The sequence below is a fragment of the Plantactinospora sp. ZYX-F-223 genome (genome assembly GCF_039649625.1).
Classification (GTDB): domain Bacteria; phylum Actinomycetota; class Actinomycetes; order Mycobacteriales; family Micromonosporaceae; genus Plantactinospora.
Map to the genome: position 1 here is coordinate 1 of NZ_JBDJAV010000005.1, position 15,243 is coordinate 15,243.

Here is a 15,243-nt window from a genome sequence, read left to right on the forward strand (position 1 = left end):
TCCGCCCCACGCGACCGTCTACGGCTACTTCGCCGCCCGGAGCAAGGAAGGCATCTTCGCAGAACTGAACTACAACCTCACCGGCCTCGTACGCGACCACCACGGCCGCACCATCCACCCCACCGCATCCATCATGGACAGCCAAAGCGTAAAGACCTCCACCAACGTCCCACTGTCCACACAGGGCACCGACGCCGGAAAGAAGATCGTAGGCCGCAAACGCGGCATCATCACCGGCACCCTCATTGCCCAGCCATCGCAGGCCAGAATTAGTGAGGGGAGGTTTGTTGCGTATGAAGTTCAGCTAGCGTCGTAGTGCCTCAGCAGGCACGATCCTGGCTGCTCGAACCGCTGGATAGACACCGGCTAACAGGCCGACCAGTACTCCTACAGCGGGGGCAGTAAGCACTGTCCAAGGAGCGATGATCGGAGTCCAGTGTTGGGCTGCACTGGCGCCGACAACCGCGATAACTCCGATTGATGCTCCGGCTAACCCGCCAACGATTCCCAGCAGCGCACATTCGGTGAGGAATTGTGCCGCGATGTGGAAGGCTCTCGCGCCGAGTGTTCGGCGCAGCCCAATTTCGGTGTACCGCTCAAGTACTGCGGTCATGGTGGTGTTGGCGATGCCGGCCGCGCCGATGATTAAACATACCGCCGCTAGGCCAAGAAACAGTGCGTTCAGATCGGTGGAGACTTGGTCGCGGAGTTGCCGTGGATCTGGTGGTGCCGTGACTTTAAATGCACCTGGGGCATCGGGTCGTAGCGCGACGGCGATACTGGCGGCAACAGTAGGCGCCGCACCGACCCGGGTGTCGACAAGCATCCTTGCTGGCGCTTTGATGCTGGCCCCCCAGAGTAGCTCGGCCGTTCTGCGCGGAACGAGTGCGGAGAAGAGCAGGTCGGGTTGACGGACGACGTTACCGAGTATACCGACGACCGTGAACGGCATATCGTCGATGAAGATCGCAGGGCGTAAACGCAGGTCGGTTATGTTGAGTCGTCGCGCGGCGGTGCTGCCGAGCACGACTACTCGCTCTTGGCGTGCGTCTAATACACGGTCATAGGTTCTACCCTGCGCGATCTTGGGGCGTATGGCTCGTAGTAGGCCAGGTGATGCAGCTACCACGGGTACGTCGGTGTCGCTTTGTAGCCCCGGCAAAGGGACACCACTTACTGGTATGCCTTCGTCCGGCGCAACTTGCCACGAGACTCCAGCGTTTTCTACACCGGGCAGCTGCTGTGCCCGCTCGTCAGCATCAGAGCTAAACGAGTTCTCATCTGGGGCCCAGTCGAGGCCGCCTACATCTTCGACGATCACTTCGGTGGCGGCCAGCATGGTGAACCGTTCGCTAATCTGTCCACTGGCGGTTGCGGTAATCCCGAGTACGGCGACAAATGCGCCGATGCCTAGCACCGTGCCGAGCGTGGTGAGGAAAGTACGGGCAGGCCGGGCGACTACCGATGAGATCGCCTCGTTGAGCAGATCGCCGATGCTCATTCGGGATTGGGGTAAGCGCAGAGGTGCATTCACGACACGACCCCGTCTCTGATTGTAATCAATCTGTCGGCGCGGGCTGCAACTGTCGGGTCGTGGGTTATAACAAGCACGGTCAGGCCCGAGCCGGCTATCTCGTCGATGAGATTGAGGATGATCTCGGCGTTGTCGGTGTCCAGGTTCCCGGTGGGTTCGTCGCAGAGCAGGAGGCTAGGATTGCCGACCAGGGCCCGGGCGATGGCGACTCGCTGACGCTCACCGCCTGACATCTGATTAGGGAAGGCATCTGCCCGGTGCGCAAGTCCGATTCTGCTCAAGGTATCGCGAGCGAGTTCCTGTCGTCCGGGGGTTGATCCTCGATACAACAGGGAAAGGCTCACGTTCTCAAGTGCGCTGCGGTGCGCTAGTAGATGAAAGGACTGAAAGACGAAGCCAATGCGGTATGCGCGTATTGCGGTGCGATCACGTTCGGCCATCTTGGTAGTTTCGACGCCGTCGAGCAGGTAGCTTCCGCAAGTTGGGCGGTCTAGTAGCCCGAGCACGTTAAGTAGGGTCGATTTGCCGGAGCCTGAGGGGCCCATAATCGCCACGTGCTCGCCTCGTGCGACGATGAGATCACAGGGTCGCAGTGCCGGCACGGGCGGTGGTCCTGGATAAGTGAATCCGACACCGCGCAATTCCAGGGTTGGCGGCGTAGTGGTATCTGGCTCACCCATGATGGCCGACGACTACCGTGTCTCCGGCGCTGAGGTCGCCCATGGTGGGATCGGCTGCTTCCACGGCTACATAGCCGTCGCCCGAGACACCTGCGGTAACGGCTACTGGTACCTCGTTGCCGGCTTCAGACACTCGCAAGACAGCGGCTTGCCCGTCCGCACCTGCGTAGAGTGCCGATACAGGCACGACGAGAACCTCGTCATGGGTGGAGGCCGCCTCGACGGTCAATCGAACGTCTTGGCCGAGTAAGCCGTTGAAAGACGTTCCAGTTGCGGGTCGGACCGTCATCGGATAGGTGCGTCCTCCTGTCGTGGGATCTTCCGTCACACCACTGATGCTACTGATACGCGCGTTTACTGCTTTGTTGCTCGCCTCTGACACGACCCGTACGGGCATGTCCTCCTTCAGCAGGCCGCGTTGAGCCGCGTTGAGGTTTGCCCGTGCGACCGGTTCGCCGCTGGACAGCGTTACGAGCGGTGCCTCGACCTGGGTCCCGACCTTGGCCTTGATCGCGTCGACTCGGGCCGGGAAGCTAGGTAGGAACACTACCTCCGTCGCCGGTAGCGCTGGCCCGTAGCGGTTGTTGAGGTCGGCGAGGTTCGTCTGTGCTGCTTTGAGATCTTCGGTGGCGTACGTTAGTGCGAGTCGTGCATCTGCGACAGAGTCTGAGGCGGTCGATGGTGAGGCACGTGTCGTGAGGATCCGATTCAAGTTTGTCCGCGCTTGCTTCGCAGTTCGTTCTGCCGCGATTACTTCCCGTTTCGCCGCTGTAATGGCATCTTCCGCAACGGCCGGGTTTAGCGGTGGGTCGTAGCCGAGGTCTGCGAACAACGCGGACAGCGCTTTCTTCGTTCCGGCGGCGAATTTGCCGTCGGGGTCGGTTGTTCGGTGGCCCAAGCTTCTGAGCGCCTTTTGTAGCTGGGCGACGTCCCGGCCGGTCATGCCCGGTCGTAAGTCTCGGTAGACTGGTATATCGCCTTTGAGTGCGATCAGTGGTCGTCCCGCAACTTCTAGGATTACTGTGCCGGCAGTCACGTCGGCACCAGCTGTTACCCGTACCGCTGTCACCACCGGAAGACGGCCTTCAGTTGCTGGCGTCACCTCGAACGACCCGCTGGCAAGCACGGTACCGCGCAGTACCACGGTGTCACGTAGTACCCGCCGCTCGACCTTGGCGGTCAATCGTGCTGGAGACGGTGCTTCGGCTTCGGCTAGGGCGTCCTGTGGTGATTTGACGAGCCGTGTCGCGCCCAAGCCAGTCGCTGTTACCAGGATGGTGGCGCACAAGGTGAGGCCGAATGCGCGACGACCATGCATGAGATAGCTACACCCCCAAGGGGGCGGCGGGCGGGTCCGTCGCAAGAACCGGCTCGGTTGACGAGCTGAAGCTGCGGAGTTTCGCGATACAATCTTCGAACTGTGCGGTGGCGGCCGGACTTGCCGAGCTGTCGAAAAGCGCGGTGTCCCGCTCCAGGTTTATGCCTGCGGCGCCTATACAGTTGAGTAGGCCAAAGAAGAGCGTCTCTCCGGGCTCGTCTGATGCTTCATCACGTGAACCGTCATCGATCGCCCCGACGCTGCTGAGGAGGTCCTTGTGTTTCTTAGAACAGGTGCCCTGAGCCAGTTCGAGGGTGTCGGGCACGGTGTCCTGCGCGACCACCCAGACACCAATGACCTCCTTGACGGTCACTCCAGCAGCTCGTAGGCACTCCGCGTAACTGTTGGCCAGTGGCCGGGGCGGTGGGACGAGGCCTGTAAGAGGTTTAGGTTCGTCGCTGGAGTGCGCCAGTTCGTCGGGTCCGCAAGCGGTGACGGCTAGGCCAAGCGTGATTGCTATGATCGTCAACCAGCTGCGGTTCATGTGCCCACGACCTTAGCGGCATTACGTAGCCGAGTCTCTAGCAGCTGCTTCGCAGTATTCAGTGCTTCGCTGTGTTGCTCTATTGCGCGATTCTGATATGCGACGTCGACAGCCACCCAGACGTTCACCAGGTTGGTATCCTTTTTGCAGCGAACATCTGCAGACGCCGTGGAAATTTCAGCATCCGAAGCAGATTCGCCAGAGGCAAACTGCGCATCATCGTTGGCATCAAAGGGATCCGAGTAATCGTATCCCGATCGCGCCATGCAAGCTTTCCATTCCGCGAAGATAGCGACCATTCGACTGTCGTGTCGCGCACGGCTCAACGCCTCTGCTTTCAGGTTCTGAGCCACATCCGGATCTGCTGGAGTCGCCGCACCGCCGGCAATCTTGCGCCTAGCCTCGCCGGTGCAACCGCCCTCCGGGATCGCTTGCCCTTGATACGAGTTCTGGCCATCACCGGTAAGTATCGATAACGCGGCTGCCGAAAGTTCCGGCTCCTTCTGCCGCTCAACGACGTACTCGGGAGGTACTCGGTAGCCGTAGCTGGCCACATCCTCCTCGCTCGTGACGCCATACCGACGTTCGTTTACGGCCAAAGGTCTTGGCTGCGCTGCGGGCACAGAGAGCGCGAAGCCGAATCGTCGCAGACATTCGAGTTTCAAGTTGTTTTCCGCAGTCAGCAGAACTGCAGCTTGCTCCCGTGTTGGCAGGTATGCATCGAGCGGAAGAGCTAGGGACTTAAGGTCGGGAACCGAGATTACCGCGATCGCGGGCTCCTGTTGCGGTGCCGATGGCCCATCGTCCGTACACCCTCCGAGCCCAAATGTAATCGCGCCTATCAAAACGACCCGCACAAAAGATTCACGTACAGGCATTTCCAGCTCTCGTTAGCGTCGAGGAAGGCGGCTCCGGCCGAACAGAATGTCCGGCCGGAGCCCATTGCGGCTGTCTAGAAATTGTGCGAAGAGGCGACGTTGTCGAACTGGTAATTGGCCAGATTCGACCACCCCGACCCCGGGTTGATGTCGATTGAGGCGCCGACGTAGTTCGCGGCACTGTGCAGATGAACATCCTGGAAGGCAGCATTGTTTCTTGCGGAAGTAACCGTGTCGTTCAGGCCGACAGTTGAGTTGTAGTAGGTCTGCCCCTGGTAGTTACTGTCGTCGTCGTAGTCGTCGTCGTGTGCGCCAGTGTAGCCTGAGTTGTTGTACACGCAGATCTCGCCGCTCTCGCATACTCCGTTATGCGAGGCGGCAAAAGCGGGTGTTGCCGTGACGAGGCCTGAAGCGACCCCAAGCATGGCGATCGCGGCACTGCGGATGATAGCCTTCCGTACTGCCTTCATCTGCTCTCCTTGTCCGTGTGCGGTGAAGGTGCGGTGGCCGCAGCGAGGCAACGCTGCGGCCACCACCTGATGTACGGGTCCGTCAATCAGCCCAATGGCTACGAGAAGCGCCGCGTCAGGCTGAGTGACTAGCGAAGCGTACCATCGAAGATCGCCAACCGGAAGGATCCACGCACTGAGTGTGAACAACGTGCTGCAAGGCGGGCTGAGCCGAAGCTCGATGGCTCACGGACGAGTGATCAACGAGATGTCCCCATCGACCAGCGGAAATGGATGAGTCGGAGACTGCATCCGGTCGCGCCTCGAAATGGTCCTTGATCTTAACTGGGTGGGGGTCTGTGGTGTTGATGCAGGACGGCGACTCGATCGACCGCCGAGGCGTTGATCGGCCCGAACGCCAGCAGCCGACCCAGCGTTTTCGCTCCGTTCCGCCCCTACCTGCGGCAACGGCTCACCGACGGTGTCTACGAGACAGCCGACCTGCACGCCGAGATTCTGGCCCGCGGCTATCAAGGAAGTTTGTGCGTGCTGCGGGATTGGCTTGCCACCAACCGCACCCGGCCCACCCCCGTGGTCGTCCGGGTGCCGTCGGCCCGGCGGATCACCGCCTGGATCATGCGCCCCGGCCACAAGCTCACCGACGACGACCGCAGCAACCTCGCCGACGCCCGCAGCCGCTGCCCGGACCTCGACAACCTCGCCGGCCTCGCCCGCGGGTTCGCCGCACTGGTCCGCCACCAGGACACCGGCCGCCACCTCGACGCCTGGATCGACCGCGCCCGGCACGCCGGATATGCAGAGTTGCGCGGCTTCGCCGCCGGCCTGGCCAGCGACCGCGACGCCGTCGTCGCCGGCCTCACCCAACCCTGGAGCTCATGTAAGGAGCTCCGGTACTTGATCAGTCCGGGGTTCCAGGGTTGCATGAGCATCCCGGTTGGTCCGGTGGGTGGCGTCGAGTTGGGCTCTGAGGGACAGCCTCGTGCGACTGATTGCCACCGCTGGTCTGGCCACGGATGCCCCGGATGAGGGAAGTGGGTCGGTCCGTTGAGAGGCCGGGCCCGGTTGCAGCACATGAGTGGGAGCCGTCGTCAGGATTGCTCTGCCTCCTTGGGACCGTGGCTGTCGTGCGGGTTGCCCGCGTGGGCCGCCGGAGCAGGTGGATGTTGCGGACCTGAGGAGGCGGAAGGTGCAGCGCAGGTTGGTCGGTATCGATCTAGGGATCGCGTCGGCGCACACGGTGCGGGTGCGTGACGAGGCGGGGCGGGAGGTGTGCCGGCGGCGGTGCGAGCCGACGGTGCAGAGCCTGACCGCGGTCGAGGCGGCGGCGTTGGTCGGGGTGGTGCCGGGCACGCGGTTGGAGGTGGTGATCGAGCCGACCGGGCCGGCGTGGCTGCCGATCGCGGTGTTCTTCACCGCTCGGGGGCATCTGGTGTTCCGGGTATCGAGTGCGAAGGCGGCGGATCTGCGCCGGTTCCTGTCACGGCACGCCAAGTCCAACGGTATCGACGCGGATACTCTGGCCCGGTTGCCGTTGATCGACCCGGACGGGCTACGGCCCCTCGAACTGCCGGGCGCGGCCGCGGCGGCCCACGACAGGCGGGTGCGGGCGTGTGACCGGCTGACCATGGCCGCCGCCGAGCACAAGGTGCGGATCAAGGACCTGGTCCGGCAGGTGATGCCGGGTACCCCGCTGACCGGGGATCTGGGCAAGGCCGACCTTGCGGTGCTGGAACGCTACGCCGACCCGCGTGCCCTGCTGCGGGTGGGCCGGGTCCGGCTGACCGCGCTGATCGTCAAGGCGTCGAACAACCACCAGGGCCAGGCGCGGGCCGAGCAGTGGCTGGCCGCCGCCCGGGCCGCCCTTGACCTTTACGGTGATCATCCGGCGGTCGCGTTCACCGACCTCGCCGCCGAGATCGCCACCGAAGTGCGGCTCCTGCGCGCCATCGACGCCGAACTCAACTCGCACGCGGCCGAGCGGGAGACCTGCTACCGGTGGGTGGACCCGGCCCAGCTGGCCCGTAGCCTGCCCGGCCTGGCCGCCGTCGGCGGACCGGCGATGACCGCAGTCATCGGCGACCCGGCCCGGTTCCCGACCGCGGCGCACTTCAAGTCCTACCTCGGTCTCGCACCACGGGCCTCGGAGACCGGTGACACCGACCGCAAGGGCCAGCCGATGTCCAAGGCCGGCTCCCGGCTCGCGCGGGCCACTCTGATCCGGGCCGCGGACTGGGCCCGCAAGCAGGACCCCCAGCTGGCGCGGGTCTACCACCAGCAGATGGTCGAACGAGGCGCCGAACACCTCAAGGCCAGCTGTGTGGTCGCAGGCCGGCTCGCTGAACGGCTCTGGACGGTGATGCGTCGCCGCATGCCTTACGTGATATGCGACGTTGATGGCACCCCGGTCACCCAGGAACAGGCGAAACAGATCATCGCCGAACACTGGACCGTGACCGAGGAGATCCGACGCAGGCGGCGCAGCAGCAAACGCAGGGCGGGGAAGGCCCCTCAACAAGTCCTCGCGGGACATGATCAAAAAGACGCTCAAGGCGTACGAACGAGGCGGCCTTCCCCACGCAAATCCTCCGTGACACCGTCACGGACGGTCAAGCAACCCAGGCTCTTGACAACCGATCCCCGATAGGGAATCAGGCGCGGTCGAAGGCCACGTCAACCGCATCAAGACGATCAAGCGACAGATGTACGGCCGCGCGAACCTCGACCTCCTCCGCAAACGAATCCTCACCACACCATGAACTCACACCAAGATCAATCACAGAATGTGTGCCAGAGCCAGGATTGGGGCGGCGTTGACAGCGAGAGAACTAACTGGCCGGGACCGGACGGACCGCACCGGACGGGTGACCCCCCGGGTTCGGCTGCGTCGCCACGTCCGCAGACGTCCTCCTCAGCCCACCCGCCGCAACCTCGCGCGCCCCGGTCGGTGACAAAGCGGATTGCCGCGAGACTCAGCGCGAGGGCGCCAGCGAACGCCGCGCCGCCGACGAGGATCGCCTCTCCGGTGTTCCTGCTACTCGCCCATGAGATCAACCCGGCGGCGGTGCCGATAATCGCCGCGGCCAGCATGGTAACGGCCAGCCACAGCGCGCGGGTTGAGGTGTCGTGCACCGCGAAGCCTCCTGTAGACGCAGTCCTCCATTTAGGAGGAGGCGTCTCGCTTCGTCTCGCTTCGCCTTGCTTCGCAAGATCTCCCGCAGCGACTGCCCGTGTCAAGGGTTTGGCGCAACTTCTACGAGCGGGTACCTAACTGCACATACTGAGTTACGCAATCTCGGGGTGCTCGGAACCACATGATCCGAACCTCAAACGGCTCCTAGAACGTCTTCGGGGACGAAATCGGGATCCCCGAAGTTGTGACCCCGTAAGGCAAGTCCTCGTTCTAGTAGACTTTCGACCTGCGCCTCGTGGGCATCCCGGTTAAATAAGGTAACCGAGTCACGAAATTTGGTTCCCAGCGTTGGAGCGGCCCTGTTGAAGCGCGCCGCCACCTCATGGGCGAGTAGGTAAGCTGCCGATTCAAGGGCGTTTCCCCGAGCCGTGTGTGCCGGCCATTCTTCATTAGGATCCTGAATTGCATTCAAGACCTCCCGCGCACCTGCCCAACGCGACCTTGGGGGTTTTAGGTGGGCAAATTAGCACTCCAGCAGTGGGTCTGTGGATCGAAGGATGTTTCCGGTCTGACCTGCCGGGCGTTGTGCCTGGCGAGGAGGGTGACGTGATGACCGCGACACTGAACGATGTGATCCCGAGGAAGGTCAAGGCCGAGCTGTCGGCGGAGGCGAAAGCCGCCGCTGACCTGGTGCGGTTGGCCGAGGAACAGGGCCTGTCTTTGACCGGCCCGGACGGGCTGCTCAAGAGGTTGACGAAGACGGTCCTGGAGACCGCGCTCAACGAGGGGATGACCGGGCACCTCGGTTACGAGAGACACGAGGCCATTGGCGGTGGGCGGTCGGGCAACGTCCGTAGCGGGACCCGGTCGAAGACGGTCCTGACCGACACCACCGGACCGGTCCAGATCGACGTGCCCCGGGACCAAGCAAGACGCCGCCACCCAGCTCCGAGGAACGTTGCGCGATGCGTTCGAGCTGATTGGGCTAGGCCCGATGCCTACCCCTGCTCCCGTCAAACCGAATCCATCCTAGATCAATGAGGTGGATACCCCAGATGCCGACGACGAATAGACCCGATATGAACGCCGGCATGATGGTGAAGCCAGATTCTGGGATCGGTGACCTGCCAGGCATGCGACGTTAGCGGGGCGACTGGTGCCCGGATAGGGCGCCTGGTGGGGCCGTGAACGTCCCGTCAACGGGTCAACGGTGCCCCCGTTTACCCCCGAAAACCCCTGCTAAGCGTCGACTATCCGTGACAACCGTTGACAAGCCGACGATTGCGTCTGTGCAGGTCAGCGATGAGTTCTGACGGTCAATGACAAGCTCAGGACCGTGACGTTCGGTAATGCGTAGGTCGACGGTTCGATTCCGTCAGGCGGCTCAGGGACGAGGCCCTGACCAGCAGAAATGCCGGTCAGGGCCTCATGTTTGCCTAGGGTGGTGTGGAATCAGCCCCCGAAACCCCCCAAAAACACCTGTGGGCGATCAGGTTCGACATGTCGGCGGAAACCTGGCCTCGGGGATCCATTGCCGTACCGCCGAGGCCCTCCGCGATCGAGCGCAGCCCCCCGTCTACAGCCGGAACGCCTCGTCGGTGCGGGTTACGCCGCGCGTGTCGAAGAATCGCTTCGCCTTGGCGGCGAGCTGGTCGGCGTCGTAGGCACGGTGGTTCTGCACCAGGATCACCAGGTCAGCCGAGGCGACCGCGCTCTCCAGGTCGTCGACGGGCAGGGCCTCGACGCCCGGGCGCCAGTCGCGGACGTGCGGGTCGTGGTAGGCGAGCTTCGCGCCGAGGGCGGTCAGGTCACGAGCCAGCGGGACGGCCGGCGACTCGCGCTCGTCCGCGATGTTCGGCTTGTACGTGACGCCCAGCAGCAGCACGGTCGCGCCGTTCACCGCCAAGCCGGCGTCGTTGAGAATGTTCTGGGCGCGCCGCGCCACATAGGCCGGCATCGTCGCGTTGATTTCCTCCGCCAGCTCGACGAACCGGAACGGGTAGCCGAGCTTCACGCGCACGTTGTGGCTCAGGTAGTTCGGGTCGATCGGGATGCAGTGACCGCCGACCCCCGGACCCGGGTAGAAGGGCTGGAAACCGAACGGCTTGCTCGACGCCGCCTGGATGACGTCCCAGAGGTCGATCCCGAGCCGGTGGCAGAACTTGGCCATCTCGTTGACGAGCGCGATGTTGACGTGCCGGTAGGTGTTCTCGAGCAGCTTGGCCGTCTCCGCTTCGCGGGTGCCCTTGGTACGCACGACCGTGTCGACGAAACGGCCGTACAGGGCCGCGGCGGCCTCGGTGCACGCCGGTGTGTGCCCGCCGACGACCTTGGGCGTGTTGCGGGGGCCGAACTCCTTGTTGCCCGGGTCGATGCGCTCCGGCGAGAACGCCAGGTGGAAGTCCTTGCCGGCGAGGAGGCCGCCGGTCTCCAGGATCGGGCGCACCAACTCGTCGGTGGTGCCCGGGTACGTCGTCGATTCCAGGACGACCAGCATCCCGGGCCGGAGGTTGCGGGCGACGGCCTCGGTGGCGGACTGGACCGCGCCCAGGTCCGGGCCTCCTTCCTCGGCCAGCGGCGTCGGGACGCAGATCACGGCTGCGGCAGCCGCGGCGATCTCGCGCTCGTCGGTCGTGGCGCGGAAGCCGCTTTCCTTCATGGCGACGATGTCGTCGTCGGATAGGTCGTCGACGTGGGACCGGCCGGCGTTGAGCGCTTCCACCAACGCTTCGTTCACGTCGAAGCCGATTACCGACATACCCGCCAGCGTGGCCTCGCGGGCCAGCGGAAGCCCCACATATCCGAGGCCGAGTATGACTACGTCGACAGCCACTGCTGCTCCCTTGTTGCTGAATGAAATGGGCGTGCCAAGCCCAATGGGCTGAAGCGGTGCTGGCGGTTGGGCCCGAACCGCGAAATTGGCCAGAGGTTGGTGCCGCGGCCTAACGGTCACTCGTCAAGGCAGGTCATGTTCGGGACGACCGACTTCTTGAAGGCCTTCAAATTGTCCGGGGTCTCGTCGAACCGCCAGTCCGCGCTGGAATGCGGCGGTGGCGCGTCGGTCCAGATGAGACCGATCACGTTCGGGTTGTCCTTCAGCCAAGGACCCAAACTGTTGATCCACCTGGACTTGTACTTTCCGTTCACTCCGGTTTCGGCGAGGACGACCGGCTTCTTCGGGTACTTGTCCAGAAGCTTCATGGTCGGATCGAACGTCTGGCTCGCCTTCGTCTCGAAGCCGAACGAAGAACTACCGACACCGTAACCCGTGAACCCGACCAGGTCGACGTAGCTGTCGCCCGGCCAGAACTTGTGGAGGTCCTTGTTGATCGCGCCGCGGAGGATGTTCGGAGCCCACATCCAGAGGACGTTGGTCGCGCCCGCCTCCCGGAACAGGTCCACCACGTGACGCCACGCCTTGACGTACTGGGCCGGGGTGTTGCCGTTGACACCCACGCCCCACGGCGACCAGTTGCCGTTCATCTCCGGCGCGTACCGGATCACGACCAGGTCGCCGTACTCGATGATGGTGTTGGCGACGGAGCGGAAGATGTCGTCGCGCTTGCCCGCGATCGTCTGCGACAGCGACCAGGACTTCTGCTCCACGGTGGAGCCCAGGTCTTTCGGCTGCACCGTCAGGAACGGGATGCCCGCGGCCTCGGTGAGCCGGGACAACTCGAACGGGGCACCGATCGAGGCGTAGACCCCGCGCCACATCGGCCGGCAGCCCGTCTCCTTCGCCGTCAGGTCGGACTCCTCGGCAGGGGGCCGGTCCGACGTGATGCCGAACGCGGGTTTGTCCTCCCGGATCATCGAAACGGTGGCTTTGATCGGGCTAACGCGTGTAGCTGGATCGATCGTGCTGACGGCCGACTGTCGGGCCTGGAAAGAAGACGGTGGTTTCGTCGCGCATCCAGCCAGTAGCAGCAGCGGTAGCACCAGCAAGAACCTTTTCATGGTCACCTCCAATCGCGACCTCGACCTTCTGCCGGGTGCCCCACTTGAAGCGCATGCAGGAGGCGATCGCCCAGATCCGCCACACCCGCAGCACCGACCATTGCCAGATGGTGGCGATCGGGGCGAGGAGGAGGAACCAGCCCAGCTGCGCCGCCCGGTTCTGATCGGAGCGCCGAACGGTGAAAATCCGCAGCAACTGTACGTAGCCGAACACCACGAGCATGCCGAGCGCCAGCCCGAGCATCTTCGCGTCCGCGATCAACGCGTCGGCACCTGCACCGCGCGCCCAGGCGACGGCATCGATCACCGGATCGATCACGGCCAGCCAGGACACCACCATCGTCGAGGCGACGGTCTGCACCCACTTGAGCAGGTGGAACCAGTACGCGAGCCGGTTGAACGGCAGGTACTTGAAGCGCCAGAAGGATCGGATGAACGAGCCGCGCAGCCACCGCATGAACTGCCGCCGGTGGTTGCCGAACTTTTCCGGCATGACGCAGAACGCGAAGGCGTTCGCCTGCTGGACGGTTTTGCCCCGGAGCAGCGCCTGGAGCGTCAGGTAGGAGTCGTCGGAGAACTCGACGTGCCGCCCGAAGAAGGTCTCGTTCGCGTAGCCGTGCCGGGACTCGTCGATCACCCGGGCCCGGTACAGCGAGAGGCCGCCCGAGTTGACCAGTACTGACCCGAACGCGGACGTGGCCGCCCGGTCGGTGAGCTGCGACGCCGTGCAGATCAGGTCGACGGCTCGGGCGACGGGGCCCTTCAGGTTGTAGGTGAAGAACACCCCGGCCACCGACATGACCTTGGGGTCGACCAGCGGCTTCATCAGGTTCTCGAGCGCGTCCGGCGCGAGCACCGAGTCCGAGTCGATTGTCAGGTAGGCATCGGCCCAGCCGGCGTACCGGAGCGAAGCGGCGACGTGCGTGGCCCGCTTGCCCCGGTTCCGGTCGCGGATCCACACGAGCGGAACGTTCGCCTCGTTCGCGGCTTCGATCGCCCACAGCTCGGTGGCCATGTAGTCGACCTTGTTGGAGCCGTCGTCGCGTATGAAGATCGCGTCCAGGGGACGGGTCTGCGCGAGCAGGCCCCGCACCGTCGCGATGACCGCGTCGACGTCTTCGTTGTAGAGCGGAACGACCGCCACGACCTTGAGCTTGGCCAACTGGGCGGCCTGTTTCGGGGTGGTCCGCTTGGGCCGGTCGAACGTCGCGAGCAGCAGCTGCCCGAAGTACATCAGGAACGCGAACGCATAAACGATCTCGAACGCGGACACATCGGTATCGAAGTTCTGGAACCGTGTCGCATGGTGGTACAGCCAGAGCGACGAGCCACCGACCATGAGGGCGACCGCGGGTATGGCCCGCCCCGGAGTCGACTTTGCGGTTTTGGCCGCTTTCGTCACGGCTTCATTCCGCGTCGCCAGAAGACTCGTACCGCCAGGGCGAACGCCGTCACGACGCCCAGCGCCGCGAGGATTACCTCGAAAAGATGGATTTGGGACCCCACGTAAACCAGCTCTCGTCAGGGGAAAGATCTCCCACGGTAGCGGCGCATATGTTACGCGTACGAAGCGTTCTCGCGAAGTCCGCTGTTACCAAGCAGGGACGAAACGGTCCTGACCGTATGCCTCTGCTGTGATCCTTCGGTCTTTCAGCTACCGTCTGCGCCGTGACCTACGACTACCGCGAGGGCGCGACCCCACGTGGTCGGGGCCAGCACTGGGGTCGGCAGAACGCCCCGGCCGGTACCGACGCCGCTCGGCAGGGGGGCGCCGGGACGCAGTCTCAACACCCGGGCAATTCCTATCCGGACGGCCGCGACGGCAGTACGTATGGGACGCCCGGCCCGGCTGTTTACGGGAACCCGCCGAGTTACGGAAACCAGCCGAGCCGAACGGGCAATGTTTTCCCACCGTCCGGCCAACCGCGCCGCGAGCAGGGTGCCGGCGGCGGTCAGGGCGGCGGCCCGGAGCGGAACCCGCGGCGTGGCAAGCGCCGATCCCGCGTGCCGCTCGTCTTCGTGCTGGTCCTGCTGCTCGCGCTCGGCGCCGGCGGCGGATGGTACTTCCTCCAGGGCCCAGGCAGCGGGCGCTCCAGCGAGCAGGATCGGCAGATCGCGGACCGGCAGGTCGACCCGACGCCGCTGACCGTGGCCGAGGTCTTCGACTCCGAGACGGTGCCGGGAACCGAGGGCGCGTTCAAGGTCCTCAAGACGCAGTCGTCCGACAACTGCGCGACGGCCGCCAGCGGCGCCGTCACCGAGGAACTGGCCAAGGCGGGCTGCACCCAGGTGGTGCGGGCCACACTGATGTCGCCCGACGACACCCTGGTCATGACGGCGGGGATCTTCAACCTGGAAACCCGGGAGAAGGCACTGACCGCGGCGGCTGCCATCAAGAAGGCGGTGGAGGAGGGGAAGGGTCGCTTCGCGGGCATGGTCGCGGGTGACAAGTCCAACATCGTCAGTCGGGCGGCGGCGAACCTGTCCTGGGAGGTGCGCGGTCACTACCTGGCGTACGGCCTGGTCGCGCACGCGGACGGCAGCGCCATCGAGGAGGACCACGAACGCGCGGACGTCGTCCTGAACGACCTGGTCAAGTCGCACCTCGGCAACGACGTGCTCCAGAAGCGGGAGACCGGCGGCGCCCCGGCGGTGACGCCCTCGCCGTAACCGGCCCCGTTACGGCATTCCGCCCGGTTCCGCCCTGGTTGCCGGCGGGATCGGCAGAGGGA

Annotated in this window: 12 protein-coding genes and 2 pseudogenes; 5 read left to right on the plus strand and 9 right to left on the minus strand. The window is 64.3% G+C overall.

All coding sequences use genetic code 11. The features are described 5' to 3' along the window. A pseudogene (locus tag AAH979_RS06385) lies at positions 1 to 241 on the plus strand (IS5/IS1182 family transposase); the annotation flags it as partial. Between the two features lie 63 nt (positions 242 to 304). On the opposite strand, the gene AAH979_RS06390 reads toward AAH979_RS06385, so the two are convergent. The 6 genes from AAH979_RS06390 to AAH979_RS06415 form a co-directional block, all read right to left on the minus strand. Continuing rightward, on the minus strand, positions 305 to 1,501 hold the full coding sequence (locus AAH979_RS06390) for an ABC transporter permease (RefSeq protein WP_346257098.1): 1,197 nt from the start codon (positions 1,499 to 1,501) through the stop codon (positions 305 to 307). A 29-nt stretch (positions 1,502 to 1,530) separates the two neighbouring features. After that, positions 1,531 to 2,136: an ABC transporter ATP-binding protein gene (locus AAH979_RS06395; protein WP_346257099.1), complete on the minus strand. Its 606-nt coding sequence runs from the start codon at positions 2,134 to 2,136 to the stop codon at positions 1,531 to 1,533. A gap of 70 nt (positions 2,137 to 2,206) precedes the next feature. Further along, complete coding sequence (locus AAH979_RS06400) at positions 2,207 to 3,397, minus strand: HlyD family efflux transporter periplasmic adaptor subunit (protein ID WP_346257100.1); 1,191 nt, start codon at positions 3,395 to 3,397, stop codon at positions 2,207 to 2,209. A gap of 142 nt (positions 3,398 to 3,539) precedes the next feature. Further along, complete coding sequence (locus AAH979_RS06405) at positions 3,540 to 3,905, minus strand: hypothetical protein (RefSeq protein WP_346257101.1); 366 nt, start codon at positions 3,903 to 3,905, stop codon at positions 3,540 to 3,542. A 167-nt stretch (positions 3,906 to 4,072) separates the two neighbouring features. Then, positions 4,073 to 4,954, minus strand: a complete 882-nt coding sequence (locus AAH979_RS06410) for a hypothetical protein (protein ID WP_346257102.1) — start codon at positions 4,952 to 4,954, stop codon at positions 4,073 to 4,075. A 74-nt stretch (positions 4,955 to 5,028) separates the two neighbouring features. After that, the gene (locus AAH979_RS06415) at positions 5,029 to 5,424 is read right to left on the minus strand and encodes a peptidase inhibitor family I36 protein (RefSeq protein WP_346257103.1); all 396 of its coding nucleotides are present in this window, start codon (positions 5,422 to 5,424) and stop codon (positions 5,029 to 5,031) included. Between the two features lie 381 nt (positions 5,425 to 5,805). On the opposite strand from AAH979_RS06415, the gene AAH979_RS06420 reads away from it, so the two are divergent. From AAH979_RS06420 to AAH979_RS06430, 3 genes and pseudogenes are all read left to right on the plus strand, one after another. Continuing rightward, complete coding sequence (locus AAH979_RS06420) at positions 5,806 to 6,450, plus strand: hypothetical protein (RefSeq protein WP_346257104.1); 645 nt, start codon at positions 5,806 to 5,808, stop codon at positions 6,448 to 6,450. Positions 6,451 to 6,610: 160 nt separating this feature from the next. Further along, complete coding sequence (locus AAH979_RS06425) at positions 6,611 to 8,068, plus strand: transposase (RefSeq protein WP_346257105.1); 1,458 nt, start codon at positions 6,611 to 6,613, stop codon at positions 8,066 to 8,068. Between the two features lie 1,095 nt (positions 8,069 to 9,163). After that, positions 9,164 to 9,484, plus strand: a pseudogene (locus tag AAH979_RS06430) (transposase); the annotation flags it as partial. A 646-nt stretch (positions 9,485 to 10,130) separates the two neighbouring features. Here AAH979_RS06430 and AAH979_RS06435 read toward each other — a convergent pair. From AAH979_RS06435 to AAH979_RS06445, 3 genes are all read right to left on the minus strand, one after another. After that, positions 10,131 to 11,387 (minus strand): nucleotide sugar dehydrogenase, encoded by a 1,257-nt coding sequence (locus tag AAH979_RS06435; protein WP_346257324.1) that lies wholly within the window; start codon positions 11,385 to 11,387, stop codon positions 10,131 to 10,133. A gap of 116 nt (positions 11,388 to 11,503) precedes the next feature. Next, a complete protein-coding gene (locus tag AAH979_RS06440) occupies positions 11,504 to 12,367 on the minus strand; it encodes a glycosyl hydrolase (protein WP_346257106.1) in 864 nt (287 codons plus the stop codon). A gap of 22 nt (positions 12,368 to 12,389) precedes the next feature. Continuing rightward, the gene (locus tag AAH979_RS06445; protein WP_346257107.1) at positions 12,390 to 13,913 is read right to left on the minus strand and encodes a glycosyltransferase; all 1,524 of its coding nucleotides are present in this window, start codon (positions 13,911 to 13,913) and stop codon (positions 12,390 to 12,392) included. 602 nt (positions 13,914 to 14,515) lie between these two features. On the opposite strand from AAH979_RS06445, the gene AAH979_RS06450 reads away from it, so the two are divergent. Continuing rightward, positions 14,516 to 15,181: a hypothetical protein gene (locus AAH979_RS06450; protein WP_346257108.1), complete on the plus strand. Its 666-nt coding sequence runs from the start codon at positions 14,516 to 14,518 to the stop codon at positions 15,179 to 15,181. The last annotated feature ends 62 nt before the right edge of the window (positions 15,182 to 15,243 follow it).